Genomic DNA, 16,738 nt, shown 5'->3' on the forward strand with positions numbered 1-16,738 from the left:
GGGCAGTTAACCCGTGAGTAATTCAAAAAAAGTTACCCCTAACGAGTAAAAATCACTGCGATAGTCGATACCCCGGTTCATTCGTCCAGTTTGTTCCGGAGAAAGGTAAGCCAGAGTACCTTCCAAGACGTGGAGATTTTTAATTTCCTGGGTTTCTCTGGGCAGCAGAGAAGCAATGCTGAAGTCAATCAGTTTAACTTGTTTTGTCTCTGGATGAATGACGATATTGGCAGGCTTGATATCTTTGTGGATTACCCGGTGCTGATAGAGTCCGTTGAGAATGTCAGCTAAATGAATGGCGATCGCCAGAAATTCACTTAGTTGTAGTGGCTGTATCTTAGTATATTGCCAAAGTGAAATGCCTCCAAAATCTTGCATCACTAGTGCATAGCTATTGCGATACGTTTCTAAACTGTAGGGTTGAACGACACCCGGTAAGTCAAGATTTTTGGTGATTGTGTACTGATTGCGGAACTGTAACAATTCGCTAAAGGATGGGTAATCACGTTTGAGGTATTTGATGATCACAGGTCGCAGGTCTATATCTCGAATACCTCGATAGACAATAGTCCTAGAACTGAAGTAAAGTTGCTCAACAATTTGATATCCTTCCATTACAACTGTCCAATCTAGTTCTATTGTCATATGCGCTGACCTCCTCTCAACAAATTATTCTGAATGGCTTTAATAATTAAGTATTCCCAATAAACAATTTTTTATAACATAAAACTTAATTTATTTAGCCGAAAATTATTGCTGTTAATTTTTTATTAAAATAAGTTATTTATTAGATTTGTGTAGTCTAAAAATATTAAGAAACTTAATAAAAAAATACTCTGCACATAAATTATGAAAAATTAACAACCTTTTTAATTAAAAACATTTCTGCCCGTTTGATAAAAGTTAGATAAAATCGACTAACATCGCAACTTTATTTTACAAATGTGGCAAAATAGCAAAGAGCGATCGCACAAGTACGGAGAGCCGCTTGCAAGCTGGTGTAAAGGAAACATTGCGTAGTATCATCAATAGTTGAGAATAAGCGATCGCGATCGCTCACCAAGATTTAAAACCACCTTTTTTTCTCGGTGTATAGTCGCCTAAGCCGAACGTCTCAAAGAGTTGCAGCTTGTCGTCACACATCGCTTAACTTTTAGAACGCTTTGCAAACAAGACATGTTAGATTTGTTTATTTCTACTTACTTAATTTTTGTAAAACAAGATACATTAAATGGTAGTTTAGTAGCAAAGGAATCAAAAAGCATGGCTGTTAGTAGCCCTGAAGTCATTCGTCATATATTGATCGGGCTGGGATATTTAGCTCCTGAGATTGACCCTAACCCTGATCTGACAAAATTTGCTCCCTGGAAGCGTAATAACAACTCCTTGACAGATGATCCTACTGAAGAAGCGATTAAAAAGTTTCAGAAACAGTACTCACAAAAACTTGTGGTTAATGGTAACGCTGATTTGGAGACTCGAAGTGTAATGGAAGATACAGTCAAAGGGCTTCAGAATAGATTGAAGTTTCACGGTTTTGCAACCAATGCCGAAATTCCTCCAGACAAGCCATTTTATGGGCCAGCTACTTATACAGCAGTCAAGAAATTTCAAAAATCTCAGGGTTTAACTGAAAATGGCATTGCTACTATTGAACAGCGTCAAATTCTACAGCAATCTAGTCTAACAAATAAGCCACATTCACAACTCAAGCTGATAAATTTGTGCCTCCAATTCCAAAAGAATCCTCAAAATCCTTCTTACATCGCAGCCTTAAATAACTTACAACAAAATCTACCCAAGGACGTTTTATACAAAGTTACTAACAAATGGAGGGGGACAAATGATCAAAATCCTGAGATTGTCAAGCTGACGAATGTGTTCACTTATTATGATGACAACAATCAAAATCATCGTGATGCACTAAACCACTTACAAAGTCAGATCACCCCAGCCATCTCTCAAGCATTTTTAAGTCTCTGGAATAAGAAGTAAACAAATGGGACATACAGCAAAATTCAGAGATAACTCTGAGTTAAGCGAAAAACCAGAGTGGAGGTTTCCTCCACTCTGAATTTTTCAACTTTGTCTCGTTCTCAGTCTCTGGCTATTGGTGACAACTTCAGAAAAAAATAATTTAGGTATCTATAGCTCGTTGCAACGCTTCAATCTTGGTGGTAGCTACTTGCTCAACTGCCTTGAGGTAAGCTTGACACCAGCTTTTTCAAGATGTTTATATTTAGTATATTTCCCCTTGGTTTTTGTGGGGAAAATTGCTTCATTTGCTTGTAATACGTACCATAGTTAGTAAACTCGCTATTTAGGCGTAGCAGTTGCCAGAGAATGGAAGATGCACAAGAAGTAGCCCGTCTTAGACATCGCTAATGGACATTAATTGCTCAACGCAGACAAATTATTTGGCAATCGATAGATAGTACTCAAATCGCTCCCGGAGTTGTTCAACCGTTAGATTTTGAGTCCAGTACTCTACTAGGGCGTGACCAAATGCCCAGGCGTTGCGGTCGGGTGAAGCGGAGTTTTCCAGCAGTAGCGGCCAGAGGGATACCAATTCAAAGTTGAGCCGGTTAAGGTTACCTGTATTCAAAAGCGAGAAAAGCTCATATCCCATTTGGAGTTTGCCAATCACAATCGGCAACTGTTCTACGGGAATTTGCTCCGCCAACATATAGGCTAGGGCTGGAGATCCGGTTGAGAGCGTAGAAACAAACTGGAGGACGGGACTTTTGAGCAATGCCGTTAGTCCTTGTGTTGTCGTCATCTGGAAAGTATAGTGGTCGATAATTTTGGCTGCGGCGACGGTGCGGGCTTCGAGGTTACGCAAAAAGCGGGCGAGACGGAGTTGCTTGGTAGGGGCGATCGCATCTACTAATCCCAACGATAACGCTTCCACTCCCCAAGCGGTTCGACTTGTTTTCCTGTCAGCTGTAACCACAGGTAAAACTAGATTACAGAAGTTTCCTAGCAGTTTGGCGCGATACTCAGTGGCTTCGCGAATCGCAATTTCCTTGGGGCGATCGCCCCATTCCCAATCATAAGGCGGTTGCCACTCGCGGATGGGACGCAGACGATCTACCTGGGTAACGATCGCAATCACAGGTAAATCTGCAACTTCTGCTTTCATGTCTTGCAGAAAGTCTACATCCATTTGGAGGGCAGGATCGAGAGCAGGGGTAACTAACAGTAGCAAATCTGCGTCGGTGGCATAATCAAGCACTAGGTCTCGGAGAGCAGCACGGTTGACTTGTTCATAACCAGGTGTATCCCAAAGCGTCAGGGTTTCCCCACTTTGAGTTTGCCATTGATAATTCTGAATGCGATCAGTACTGGGCAAAACATCTACCGCTGCGAGATCCGCCTGAAATAGTGTGTTAATCAGGCTACTTTTTCCCGACCCTGTGCGCCCCACCAGCAGAATATTCACGGGTTTTTGCTCAACCACCTCGGCTGGTTGAGCTTGAGTCAGGATTTCTCGGAGTGTTTGGGTTTTTGCCTTGGGTAAAGTTGGTGTAAATGAGGATGCTGAAACTGGTAATGTGCTACGTCCGTAGAGAGCAATCGCCTGTCGGCATAAGTTCCTAAGGGCAGCTTCGCGGAATAACTGGCTCAAATTCCCTAATAATTGCTGAGTTGCCTGGTTACTGTAACCCTGACTGACTTGTTTTGCTACCGCTGCCACCGGATTTAAGACCCACTGTGCCCAGTTCCAAGCTTTCCAGAATTTCCGAGCCGATGGCTCCAACTTCCGGTAGACCTCGTATGCTTGGTATGCTTGTCCAACCGTTACCTGATTGAGGACAGGGGATAACTTCTGCATCCACTGATCCACATCATCCACCGTTCCCCGAATCAGCCCGTAAGCCTGGGGGACGTAGATGTTCAGCAGCGGATATTGAATTTGAGGATTGTAGATATGAGCGATCGCTACAACCAAATCCTGGCATCGCGTCCAAAAAGTTTGCCAGTCTTCCCAAATCGGGCGATCGCTCTGTGCTGCTTGCAAAATCTCTTGGAGGGCGGTTTCTGCTTGCTTTGTAACATCACTTCCCACTGGTGACCCTACTGTATCCTCTGCTGTGGATTCCAGTTCTTCGCGGACTTGGGTTAATACAGCTTCCACTTGGTTAACAGCTGGTTGAGTCCATTTCACCAACAGCCAACGCCAACCAACAAATACCAGGGTAAATACACCCCAAATCCAATTAATGCCCCACGCATGAATTTGTGAACCGGCGGATACCAGTAAAAAAATGATGATAAAAGCGATCGGGATTGCTAAGACGACCCACTGCCACGGTTTTAATCGCACCATTGCCCTATACCTGCCTTGGTTAGACTTCTTATATTGCTATTGTCGATCTAATATCTTGTGGTGACTTCTGGATTACCGCGTGTATTAGAGTGTAATAATTTGCTGATAATAGCTCACACTGGCTGCTAGTTTATATGATGTGTTGTGGTAAAAGTGGAGATTTGCCTACCTTTAAGATAATATTTACGTGAATAAATCACAAAAAACTGCCTTGTGCGCCTTGAATTATGCTTGTAGATTTTACAGTCGAAAACTACCGCTCAATTAAAGAACCTGTAACCCTAAGTGCGGTTGCTCAAAAACAAAGCGATCGTCAAACAAGTCAAAGCAGCAAACGCAAACGAGTGAAGTCAGATCATGAAATTGCATCTGGATATCATGTTGAAGGATGGGACATTGAGCTTTTACCTGTTCTGGCAATTTTTGGAGCTAATGCATCAGGCAAGAGTAATATTATCCAAGCTCTGGATTATTTATTGCTTATTATGGTTTATGGTACTCAGGAAGTGGTGAAATTCCAGAGAATCTTAAAATATGCAAAACTAGACCCTTTTAAATTAGATAGGATCTCTGCTCAAAAACCTACAAGATTTGAATTAAGAACTTTATTCAATAATAATATTTATACTTATTCACTAGTAATTAATAAAAATAATATAATTTCAGAAAACTTAGACTATGCTTTAAACAAAACTAAACGGATTCGTCGTTTATTTCATCGTCAATGGGATGAGAGTAACAAAAAATTTATCTGGAAAACTGGTGATGATTTTGCTGGAGCACATAATCAACTCCAGGATAGTATTAGAGAAAATGAGTTATTTATTAGTACATTAGGAAAACTTAAGGTAGATGTAATTGAGTCTCTTTTACGCTGGTTAAAAGCTCGCTGGGTTGGAATTAATTTAGGAAATGAAATGTACGATATTACCTCGATCACATTACTGCAAGGTACTGATCATCCTATAGCCAATGAAATTTTTGAAGAAGCATTGACAATTGTACGAAAATTTGACACAGGATTGTCAAGAATCGATATGGTAAAGAAATATGATGATCCAAGTGACTACAATATATATGCTGTACATCACACCCATGACGGTGATTTAGTGGCTTGGCTTTTTGATGAAGAATCTCTTGGAACTCAACGCTTATTTAGTTTAGCATTTCGGATAGTAGTAGCTCTGAAAACAGGAGGATTAACAATTGTCGATGAATTAGGCACAAACATTCATCCCAATATTGTTAGAAGTATTATCAGAAGATTTCAAAATCCTAAAACCAATCCAGAAAACGCTCAACTTATTTTGACAAGTCATGATAATACCTTACAAAGAAATAACTTGTTACGACGCGATCAAATTTGGTTTACACAAAAGCGCTCTGATCAAAGCACTGAGTTATATCCCTTGACTGATTTCCATGTGCGAAATGATTTGGCGATTGACAAAGCTTATTTAGATGGTCGTTTTGGAGCCGTTCCATTCCTCCCATCTGAAGAGGAAATGATTTTACAGGGTGATGAGCAGTGCCAAGAAAGTTAAACCGTCACCCACCTAGTAGAAATATTGCTCAGAAAATACTAATTGCTTGTGAAGGAAGTAAAACAGAACCAATTTATTTCAATAGTATCCGCAATGAATTACGTTCATCAACTTTAGATATTATTGTATTACCTCATCAAAACAAAACTGATCCACGCAGCATTATTGAAAGACTCATTGAAGAACGACAGCAGAGGAAAGATAATCAGCAGTGGAGTAAAGAAGATAAGGCTTGGGCTGTTTTTGACGGAGATGAGCATATTGAAAAAAGTCTGGCAAATTGGCAAAGTGCAATAAATCGAGCTAAAAGCCAAAAAATTGATCTGGCAATTACAAATCCTTGTTTTGAACTCTGGTATCTAATTCACTTTCAAGACCATTTTTCACAAATCACTCGTGATAGGTTAATTAATTTGCTTGAAATGCATATACCCGATTACGACAAATCAATGTGCTTGTATCCAAAACCATTGAAATCGTTAACTGAACAAGTGATTCAACGTGCTGAGAAGATGGCAAAGCAAATAGAACGTAATGAATTATCTGAGCATTCAAATCCCTGCTGTAGTGGCTTGCCTAAACTGATTAGTAGTTTATTAAGTTTAAAGAATAATTAGAGAAATTACTTAAAATTATTTTAATCAGCTTTATCTAATTATTGCTTGTCATAAAAACTTGAAATGCTCGGAAGCAATGTCTGACAACAAGTCGCTTTGCGTCTATGCAAGCAACAATAAAGATAGCGATTGACAAGATTTTTTGTGATCGATGAAACTTCCATTACAAACTTGGGAATAATAAATCATGCTTGAGAAATATTTGCAATGAATCTCAGCAGATTAGGTGTGTTTTTTAATCGGCGATTCTAGGAGCAAGTTGTTAATGAAACTAAGTTCATCAAAGATTAAGCTAGGTTGTGCAGTTGTTAGCAGTAGCTGTTTAGCAGCAGTGATGATCGGTTTTAATGGAGCAAGTGCTTCCGCCGCTCAATTCATCACAATTGAAAGTACTGGCACATTATCAGGAACAATCGAACTTCCCAGAAATAATCCCAATTTTAATAAAAGTATTACTCGTATTGATACGGATAACACTGGAACTTATTACCGGAACTTAGGTACTAATAATAATCCTAATTATGTTCCTGTATACCAGTCAGACTATTTAAAGGTAAAAACACGCTCTGATGGAAGTCTGCATTACTTTGTTGACTTTAAAGGCATTCCGATTGTCTCATTTGATGGTGTTCTCACATCGCCGGTTCTCTCTGGTGGTCAGTTGACACCGTATAAATACCAGGGACAATTACCAGGAACGACATTTCAAGGAGTAGTTCAGGATGAATTTAATCTCACAAAAGCCTTATACACTGGTACTGTCACCGACCCAGACACCGGAAAGCAGTATCAGGGCACTTTTGAAGTGAGTGGATATGGGGAGAGATATAGCGATCGCAATGCTAGTTTAACTCCTACAGTCTTTGATTTCCAGTCCGATATCCCAGGTTTGCCAAGTGTAACATCCTTGACTCTGACTAACGCTACCTTGGCGAATTTAAGAATCAAAGTACCTATCAATGAAACTTCTATTCCAGAACCCGCAAGCGTTCTCGGAACCCTGATAGTCGCTGGTTTTGGTATTGTTTTAAAAAGAAGAAAAGACATCTGTTCAAAGAAGATGTTTTAAAAGTATTGGGCGACTAGAAGTCGCCACTACACAAGCTCTCGTCCACCTCCGTGGACTAATACAAAATCAAGGTTTTGCTAACCTGTAAAGGCAGATAAAGTCTCGTGTAACCAAGCCAGTGCGCTCTTTTTAGTTTCCACGGAGGAGCAACTAACATCTGACTTCTAGTCGCTCAGGTGAGTAATAAATCAATACGGTTCAGTTAAGAGCAGGACTTACCCGAAAATTAAGAAAAACGAACCACAAAGGGCGCAAAGGACACAAAGGAATAAGAGTTCCAGAGAGTTTTTCCGTAAGTCCTGAAAGGTTTTTGGCGCTAACTGAACCGTATTGAGTAATAAATTAGATATAAACAGTTTTAAAGACAAGCCGAACTGGCAAAAGTCCGGCTGAGTTTAATCAATCATCTATACGCAGTAGCTTGCGGTAAAACGGTTGTGAAAAATCGGTCACGCGATAACGTTTATAGTTCTCCATAAGTTCAATTAAAAAATTAATAAACTCGAAACTAGCCATCATCAGTTCGTAACTCAGGTCAGCGTTGCCATCAAACTGGATTCGGCAACGGATTAAATCTGAGGGTAGGGTAGCAACATTCCAGGAGGCGACAAAGGGGACATGTTCACTGGCTTCTATCTTCCGGTGTCCCTCCAAGACCCCTTTTTGATAAAGACTGATGGCATGGGGTAAGAAATTACGCCTAGCGCCCTGAACGTAAGGTAAGTAAACACTAGCTTGTTGTTGAGTGGCAGGCTGGAGTTGCTCAATAGACATTGTTAAATATTCCTCAAGTTAGTTGGCAACTGGGGATATTAGTGGCTATTAGTAGTATTCCCAAAAGATGTGTCTAAAGCACATAGGGAGGAGTGGGGGAGAAATCAATTCAAAATTCATGCATTCATCTTGGAGAATTTTGAATGGAGATTTTCTCCGTTGGCGCAGCCCGCCGTAGGCATCAGACTTTCCGCAAAATTGTACTCCTACAGAGAAGTAAGCTACGCGCAGTGTCTCGTAGAGAAAAAAGACTGGGGGAGATATAGATTTAACTTCCCGCAGGGTGGGAGATCACAGAGACAAGGAGAAAATAACCATGCCCCATGTCCAATACCCCATGCCCAATGCCCAATAAATGAAGTTACTGCTAAGAAATATTAAAATTTCGGTTACAATGATCCTGCATTAACTGTTACCGAAGTTGGAGACTATAACACTAAAAATCCCGACTGTAAAGTGGTGGATGGCATTATTGCTGTTTCTCCCAACAACAAGCTGCTGCTACCTTGCTATTACCTTTGCCCAAACCGGAGTTCTCATTGGAGAAAGTCCGACTTTACAAGCTTCCTGCCCAAGTGGCTATCAAAGGAATCAAGCCTCTGTCTAAGAGTAGCAAACGTGGTTAATGCGAGGTAATTACGCAGAGTGGCGGTGACAACAAAGGTAGTCCCAGCGGCTTTTGGCTTAGGGATAGCGGGTATTGCAGTTTGCCCATTCCGATTAATATCGGGAAAAGTAGCTTAGGGATATTTGTCCGTAAAATTACTAACTGTAGACAAATACTGGTTTTTGAATCAAGCAACCTAACCTATGCCAGCGAATTCCTGGCCCGAAGAAGATTCTTATCAAGAGCTTGATCCGCTCAACTCCTTATTGTCTGACCTATCAGTAGATGAGGAGTCAGTGTTAGAGACAGATCCTTTGTCTTTAACACCCCGGTTTCAAGGTCGTAGACGCAAAGCAGCTTTAGTCTTGACTATCGTCTGGAGTGGCACGATCGCTCTACATTTAGTTTCTTGGGCTTCCATATTTATTCTAGGACTGACCACCATTCTAGGATTTCATGCTTTGGTGGTAGTGTTTACTAAATCCCGTCGCTATCCAAAAGAAATACAGGGAGATTTGCCCTCTGTATCGGTGCTAGTGGCTGCGAAAAATGAGGAAGCGGTAATTGCTAAATTAGTCAAAAATCTTTGTAATCTGGAATATCCAGGTGGGCACTACGAAGTATGGATAATTGACGATCACAGCAGTGATAGCACGCCACATTTATTAGCAGAACTAGAGCAGAAACACCAGCAACTGAAAGTACTAAGGCGTTCAGCAGAAGCTAGTGGTGGCAAATCGGGGGCGTTGAATCAGGTATTGCCGCTGACAAAAGGCGAAATTATAGCAGTATTTGATGCTGATGCCCAAGTGACACCAGATTTGTTACTACAAGTAATACCTTTATTTCAAAGAGAAAAGGTGGGGGCGGTGCAGGTGCGAAAAGCGATCGCCAACGCCAAAGAAAACTTTTGGACTAAGGGTCAAATGGCAGAAATGGCACTTGATACCTGGTTTCAGCAACAGCGGACTGCCCTTGGTGGCATTGGCGAACTACGGGGCAATGGTCAATTTGTCAGGCGTTCAGCCTTGGAGAACTGCGGTGGCTGGAATGAGGAAACCATTACCGATGATTTGGATTTGACAATCCGTTTACATTTAGACAAATGGGATATTGAGTGTGTTTTTCATCCAGCAGTGCAAGAAGAAGGAGTGATAAGTGCAGTTTCACTCTGGCATCAGCGCAACCGTTGGGCAGAAGGCGGATATCAACGCTATTTGGATTATTGGGATTTAATTCTCAAAAACCGTATGGGAACACGCAAAAGCTGGGATTTGCTGATGTTTCTGCTGATTATGTATATTTTGCCGACAGCAACAGTACCAGATTTATTAATGGCGATCGCTCGTCATCGCCCACCAATTTTAAGTCCGATCACAGGCTTGTCCATTTCTATGTCGATGGTAGGGATGTTTACAGGTCTGAAGCGGGTACGTCAAGATCAAAAATTCCCACTTTCTACATATTTTATGATGCTGGTGCAAACCCTGCGTGGCAATTTATATATGTTGCACTGGTTAGTCGTCATGAGCAGTACTACTGCTCGGATGTCGGTAAGAGAAAAGCGCTTGAAATGGGTGAAAACCTTGCATACGGGGAATGAGGAATAGGGCATAGAGCACTGGGGAGCCACTGCGTTGGGCGGCTCTGCCGACTTAAAGCAAGTGGCGTCATTGGGCAGAGTGGAAAAGACCTAAGAAAGTTCTCTCCTGCCCTCTGCCTCATTATCCCCTCATGCCCCATGCCTTATGCCCAATTTTCATTCATCATCAACTTCTGATTCCTCTACCCATTCAGGTGTAGTCATAGAATCGGATAATTCTGTTGAATCCTCTGTGAAGCGGATAACTTGTCCGTTAAAAAATTCTGCTAGACGCACAGCTGCGATCGCTACTTCGTCAACTTCCCAATCAGGTGCGGCTATTCGGGTTGGGGATGGAGGCAAAGCTTGCACTTTATTTCCATTTACCCCATTTCCATTTGCCCGATTTCCATTTGCTCCATTTCCATTTAGGCCATTTCCATTGCTTGCTACCGACTCGCTTTTTACTGGTGCTGGTGTCGGTGCTGGTGATGGAGTTGCTGGCTGTGGTACTGACGCTGGAGGAGGAATTTGCTGGTTGTAACTGGGAGTTGGTGGCTGTGGTACTGATGCTGGAGAAGGAATTTGCTGGTTGTAACTGGGAGTTGGTGGCTGCTGAGGGCGAGTAGAGTCTTTTGGAGGAGGATTTTTTTTGGCTGAGGTAGAGTTTGAAGAAGTTCCTTTTTCTAAATTTATCTGGATTTCACGCTGGAAAGTCTGCTGGAAAGCTGCTGTAATCATTGGTAGATAAGATTTCCCCTTGTCATACCATGCCTGTTTGATCGCAATTCGAGCCACAACACCATCGAACTCTATGAGATGGCTCATTTGACGCAGCATTTCTTGCCTTGATTTTGGCTGGAGGTTAGCAAGCACTTTTTGCCAAACCTGAGTTAAGTCATACTCTGCTTCCCCAATAACTTCTGAAGTTACTGGTTCAACGTTCGCAGGTGATACAGGAACAGCAACAGGTTCTGGGGTTGGTGGTGAAACTGAATTAGCAGCAGAATTGTGATTTGTTTGCCGTTCAACTGCGGGAGATGAAGTGACAGGCTGATTTTGGACAGCCGTTTGATGATTGGGAGATGCAGAATTATGATTTGTTTGCGAATCAGCTAAAGGTACAGAAGAGACTGCCTGATTTTGAGCAACTGCTGGAGGATGATAGCTTGGAGATATAGCGGGTATGTTAACTTGCGGCGTGACACTTGGAGCTTGTGGCTGAATATTCGTAGCACTGGGTAGTAATCCTAGTAATATTACTTCCAACCACAAATGCGGCTGGGTGGTATTTTTAATTTGCACTTCTGATGTTCGCAAGTGTTGCTGTCCTGCTAAAATCGCGCTCATATCCAAGTATTGAGCAAACTCAACCAGCGCTGTCCAGGTTTGTTGAGTACAAGCAACCAAATCGTGGCGGTTAGGTGCTGTTTTGGCAATCAGTAAATCACGGTAAAAAGCGGCGATATTTTGCAGAATAGTTAGCGGTTCTCGACCCCGATCTAGAATTCTGTGAGTACAGTCCAGAACTGCTTCGGGTTTATCTTGAGCGATCGCATTTAAAAGCCCCAGTAAGTCCTGTTCGCTTACTGTCCCCACCAAATCCCAAACTCGCTCTGGTGTCACTTCACCCACTAACAAACCCAATTGGTCAAGTAGACTTTCGGCATCCCGCAATCCTCCTTGAGCAAGTTGGGCTACCAGGGTTACAGCGTCAGGTGAAATATGAATGTTTTCTTTAGAGGCGATCGCACTTAAATGCCTAACCATCGCCTCTAACTGAATGCGTCTAAAATCAAACCTTTGACAGCGCGAAATAATCGTTGGTAACACCCGTTGTGGGTCTGTTGTTGCCAATACAAAAACTACATGTCTCGGTGGTTCTTCGAGTGTCTTAAGTAGCGCATTGAACGCCTGATTACTGAGCATGTGGCAATTATGTACCAAAAGCCCATTTGCCACAAAGTTATGATTATCTGCTACTTCAATGTCATAGACTCGCTCAATCCCAGCGAGGTGAACAGATACGACTGTCTCCAAACTTGTAATCCATCGAGGGAATGGAATATTGTTTAAGGTCTGCCAGCCATTTTCTACTGGTGCTTGCCCCCAACCGTATATAGTGGTATGTCTTGCCTGTACTACTTCTAGTGTAAAATTTTGTTGTTGCTGAGTATCCCATTGCTGTAAGCCAAGTAGCAATGAGTTGGTTTTCTGCGGCAGAAAATCCTTCCGTATGTAGTTGAATTTGTGGACTTCCTTCTGGACTGAGGGCAAGTGAACCATCATCGCAAAACCACCAAGCAATTCCTTCTGGGGTAATTCGATTAAGCCAGTCCATAGAGACAAGTTTTTTATCCCTATTCGGTTTAACGATGTCAAAGACATCTTTGAGTTGGGGATGGCAACCTGTGTTACAGGTAACTGATATGTTTCCGTATCCTTTGTTAGATGTAATTCGCAGTTTTGGACGCAATTCTTGAAGGCGATAGGCTTTGTATTCCAACCATTCTTGCTGCTTTTCTGAGTGTGTCCAACACAATCTGGGGAATCTGCTGTATTTATTGGGATAGCTGATAGAGCAATCTCCAAGCAAGGTTCCGTAGATAAGCCCAAGTGCATTTGGTTGTATAACTGCCGCATCTGCAAGGAACTTTTCTGTTCTAAGTTCCCAAATTCCGTGTCCTTTTTTATATGGATGTTTTTCCCAGCGAGACTGAATACTGATAATTCCTCGGCCCTTTTTTTGTAAAAAGGTTGGGATATCCAGCTTTTCTCCACACCCGCAAGCACAGAAAGGTCGGAGTAATTCGGCTTGTTTAAGGATGGATTCCAGGTCGTATGATTTTTGCCCTGATGTATTGCCTTTAAACTGGTGTCCGCTAGCAAATCTCCGGGTGCGTCCATCGATACCAAATTTGTAAATGACGATGCCGCATCCACATTCACAGGGGATAGTATCTTCACTCCTTCTTTTACGTCCTTTGCTGGTAGCCATCCCTGGTTTGTCCTAATTAAATGATTACCCGTACATCTAATTTCTTGGTTAGTTGTCTTGATAACCAGGGTTTGCCGTTCTCCTTGGTCTAACCACCTGACAACTTTCTTGAATTCCCACTTAAGAGATGAGTTGTTGTAACTCAGAACCCTCTTATCTTTGATTTTGGGGTCATCGATTCTGTTAAGTCCGTCATCAGTCAAGACCAGAGAATCTCCAGTTAGGCATTCGTCGATTACATAAACCTTGTAGCGACACTGCACAGGAGCAAACTGGGCTTTTTCAATCAACTCGCGGATATTATCGACACCAGTATTACTGGCGGCGTCGATTTCAATTACATCTAAGGCATAGCTCTTGGTGATCCCCTGACAAACCTCACACACGCCGCAGGGTTCAGCAGTGGGCTTGTCACTTTTAAGACAATTGAGGGATTTAGCCAGAATCCGGGCACTAGAAGTTTTCCCCGTACCTCTAGGCCCAGTGAATAAATAGGCGGGGGCGATTTTGGATGTGCTGATCGCGTTCGTGAGGGTGGTGGCGATCGCCTCTTGACCCACCAGTTCAGCAAAACTTTTGGGACGATATTTGTGGTGCAGGGGTTCATAAGACATGGAAATATAGACTTCAATGCCTTTCAAAGTTAATTAGTAGCACCGAGTCGAGTTTAGGATTCAACTATTTTAAACTTTCGTACCTGCTTTGTTTGTCGATTTTGCCATAGCGCCAGACTCAACTAATGCCGGAAATTTTGGCATTCAGCAAAGCAAGCAACCAGAGATGATTTCAACATCAATGTATGGGAATTATAGCATATTATTTAGTACACTTGTTCTATCAAGAGAAGTGAGTAAGAATAACTATTGCCCAATCAGGACTTAGGCACTCAAATCTCCCAACCTCCTTAAGGGGCTAGGGAGAATCTACGTTTCAGGCTTCAGTGCGTAAGTCCTATACATATCTCAAGCTAGACTCAGAACAGAAACGCAATTTTTTAAGTGTTTATACTGTAGTTTTAAATAAAAAGTATCGTTAAATTTACATAAATCACAAAAAAATACTTTTTTAAACTACTTCTAATAACTTGTGACATGGAGGCTGAGGCTACATAAACTAACGTTTTGAGGTTTCTTTAGTTAAAGATTTTCAGGCGTTGCATAACAGTAGCAATTGTATAGTCTTTGTCCTTGTTCTACAAATAATCAATCAGCAAGCTATTTAGGTCTGCTTTTAAATACCATAGGACTTACGCACTAAAAACCTAAAACCTAGATCCCCTTTTTAATGGGGTTGGGGGATCTCTTGTGCGTAAGTTTTATACCAACTAGTACGCCACGGCGTAAATAGAGCAACCATTTAAAATCCCTAAAGAGCTTATTCCATAATACTTTTAACTTTTGACTTCCGCCTTGCGGTACTAGTCAGCAACATTTAATTAGTAAACCCAAAATTTTCCTAAACATGAATTACAAACCGAATCAACTGCTTTTTATTGATGCGACTGTTGCTCATATCGAAACTTTTAACCAAAGCACACTGTCTACCTCTAGACACAATGCGACTAAAGTCAAGAATGCTACAGATGAGCCTCTGAACCCTACAACTCTGGTTGTAATTGACCCAACTGTTGAGGATTATGCAACCCTTATTGTCGGGCTACAACCTGGGATAAACGCCGCAGTCATTGACCCACAAGCTGAAGGACTCACCCAAATTACACAGTTGCTCAGTCTGGGACACTACGAACGCTTAGTCATTGTGGCGCATGGAGAACCCGGAAAAATTCACCTGGGAAAAACTTTGATTGTAAGCCAGACAATACTAACGCATCGGGCACTGTTGTCCGAATGGGCAGTGAATGAAATCGTGCTGTGCAGTTGCCGAGTCGGTGCAGATGAAGTATTCATTCAACAACTAGCTGACCAGACAGGTAGCCGGATTATTGCTAGCCGTACCAACTTGGGTATGGAAAACTGGATGACAGAAGCCACCACTATTTTTCAGGCAGACACTCTGGCAAATTATCACCACACTCTGGAACTCACCTGGAATGCTGCACTAACCCTGCCGAATAACTCTCCCAATATCACCGGGCAATTTGGGCTGGAAATTAACGGCAATTTCCTTTACGTCACTGACAGTAACGGCAAAAACATCGATATCTACAACCTCGACTCCACCACAGGGGGAATCACTTATAATTCTTCCTTTGGTTCTAGCGGTTCTGGTGTAAACCAGTTTAACGGCGCCATCGGTTTAGCTTTTTTCACTACTTCCGGGGGGCAAACCAAAGCTTATGTGCCTGATTATGGCAATCAGCGAATTGTTGTCATGACGGTTAACCCCGCTACAGGTCAACTAACCTGGGATGCTGCACTGACCCTGCCGAATAACTCTCCCAATATCACCGGGCAATATGAGCTGGAAATTAACGGCAATTTCCTTTACGTCACAGACTATGGCGGCAGCAACATCGATATCTACAACCTTGACTCCACCACAGGGGGAATCACTTATAATTCTTCCTTTGGTTCTAGCGGTTCTGGCGTAAATCAGTTTAACTTCCCCATCGGTTTAGCTTTTTTCACTACTTCCGGGGGGCAAACCAAAGCTTATGTGCCTGATTATGGCAATCAGCGAATTGTTGTCATGACGGTTAACCCCACTACAGGTCAACTAACCTGGGATGCTGCACTGACCCTGCCGAATAACTCTCCCAATATCACCAGGCAATTTGGGTTGGAAATTAACGGCAATTTCCTTTACGTCACAGACTATAGCGGCAACAACATCGATATCTACAACCTCGACTCCACCACAGGGGGAATCACTTATGATTCTTCCTTTGGTTCTAGCGGTTCTGGCGAAAACCAGTTTAACTCCCCCATCGGTTTAGCTTTTTTCACTACTTCCGGGGGGCAAACCAAAGCTTATGTGCCTGATTATGGCAATCAGCGAATTGTTGTACTAAATAATTCCCCTGCTAATACTGTTCCTACTCTGAATACTCCCACTGCAATCAGTTACACTGATACAGCCAATAATGACACCTTTACTGCTCAAACTGGTACATTAATAGCTACTGACCCAGATAGCGGACAAACCCTCACCTACGGGATTATTGGTGGTACAGTCAATGGCACAACTGTAACCAAAACCGGAACTTACGGTACACTCAGCCTCAACACTAGCACCGGAGCATATACCTTTACACCCG

Annotated in this window: 11 protein-coding genes; 6 read left to right on the forward strand and 5 right to left on the reverse strand. The window is 42.3% G+C overall.

Going from position 1 to position 16,738, the window contains the following annotated elements; translation table 11 throughout:
• Positions 1-6: 6 nt before the first annotated feature.
• Positions 7-645 (reverse strand): serine/threonine protein kinase, encoded by a 639-nt coding sequence (locus V7L29_RS32560; RefSeq protein WP_334738076.1) that lies wholly within the window; start codon positions 643-645, stop codon positions 7-9.
• 286 nt (positions 646-931) lie between these two features.
• Positions 932-1,063, reverse strand: a complete 132-nt coding sequence (locus V7L29_RS32565; protein ID WP_334738077.1) for a hypothetical protein — start codon at positions 1,061-1,063, stop codon at positions 932-934.
• Between the two features lie 200 nt (positions 1,064-1,263).
• On the opposite strand from V7L29_RS32565, the gene V7L29_RS32570 reads away from it, so the two are divergent.
• A complete protein-coding gene (locus V7L29_RS32570; RefSeq protein ID WP_334689331.1) occupies positions 1,264-1,995 on the forward strand; it encodes a peptidoglycan-binding domain-containing protein in 732 nt (243 codons plus the stop codon).
• A gap of 418 nt (positions 1,996-2,413) precedes the next feature.
• On the opposite strand, the gene V7L29_RS32575 is transcribed toward V7L29_RS32570, so the two are convergent.
• Positions 2,414-4,330 (reverse strand): GTPase family protein, encoded by a 1,917-nt coding sequence (locus V7L29_RS32575; RefSeq protein WP_334738078.1) that lies wholly within the window; start codon positions 4,328-4,330, stop codon positions 2,414-2,416.
• Between the two features lie 227 nt (positions 4,331-4,557).
• Here V7L29_RS32575 and V7L29_RS32580 point away from each other — a divergent pair, with 227 nt between their 5' ends.
• The 3 genes from V7L29_RS32580 (at position 4,558) to V7L29_RS32590 (ending at position 7,560) form a co-directional block, all read left to right on the forward strand.
• Positions 4,558-5,874, forward strand: coding sequence for an AAA family ATPase (locus V7L29_RS32580; protein WP_334738079.1), 1,317 nt, complete (start codon positions 4,558-4,560; stop codon positions 5,872-5,874).
• Positions 5,859-6,491 (forward strand): RloB family protein, encoded by a 633-nt coding sequence (locus V7L29_RS32585; RefSeq protein ID WP_334738080.1) that lies wholly within the window; start codon positions 5,859-5,861, stop codon positions 6,489-6,491. Before V7L29_RS32580 ends, V7L29_RS32585 begins: the two co-directional genes overlap by 16 nt.
• 265 nt (positions 6,492-6,756) lie before the next feature.
• Positions 6,757-7,560: a PEP-CTERM sorting domain-containing protein gene (locus V7L29_RS32590; RefSeq protein WP_334738081.1), complete on the forward strand. Its 804-nt coding sequence runs from the start codon at positions 6,757-6,759 to the stop codon at positions 7,558-7,560.
• Positions 7,561-7,959: 399 nt separating this feature from the next.
• Here the strand turns inward: V7L29_RS32590 and ebsA are convergent, their stop codons facing one another.
• A complete protein-coding gene (ebsA, locus tag V7L29_RS32595; protein ID WP_334689326.1) occupies positions 7,960-8,334 on the reverse strand; it encodes a type IV pilus biogenesis protein EbsA in 375 nt (124 codons plus the stop codon).
• 810 nt (positions 8,335-9,144) lie between these two features.
• On the opposite strand from ebsA, the gene V7L29_RS32600 reads away from it, so the two are divergent.
• Positions 9,145-10,551, forward strand: coding sequence for a glycosyltransferase (locus V7L29_RS32600; protein ID WP_334738082.1), 1,407 nt, complete (start codon positions 9,145-9,147; stop codon positions 10,549-10,551).
• A gap of 149 nt (positions 10,552-10,700) precedes the next feature.
• Here the strand turns inward: V7L29_RS32600 and dnaX are convergent, their stop codons facing one another.
• Positions 10,701-14,135, reverse strand: a complete 3,435-nt coding sequence (gene dnaX / locus V7L29_RS32605) for a DNA polymerase III subunit gamma/tau (RefSeq protein ID WP_334738083.1) — start codon at positions 14,133-14,135, stop codon at positions 10,701-10,703.
• 847 nt (positions 14,136-14,982) lie between these two features.
• Here dnaX and V7L29_RS32610 point away from each other — a divergent pair.
• Positions 14,983-16,738: DUF4347 domain-containing protein (locus tag V7L29_RS32610; RefSeq protein ID WP_334738084.1), on the forward strand; the 1,756-nt coding region annotated here is incomplete at its 3' end.

It is taken from the genome of Nostoc sp., from assembly GCF_036916575.1.
GTDB lineage: Bacteria > Cyanobacteriota > Cyanobacteriia > Cyanobacteriales > Nostocaceae > Nostoc.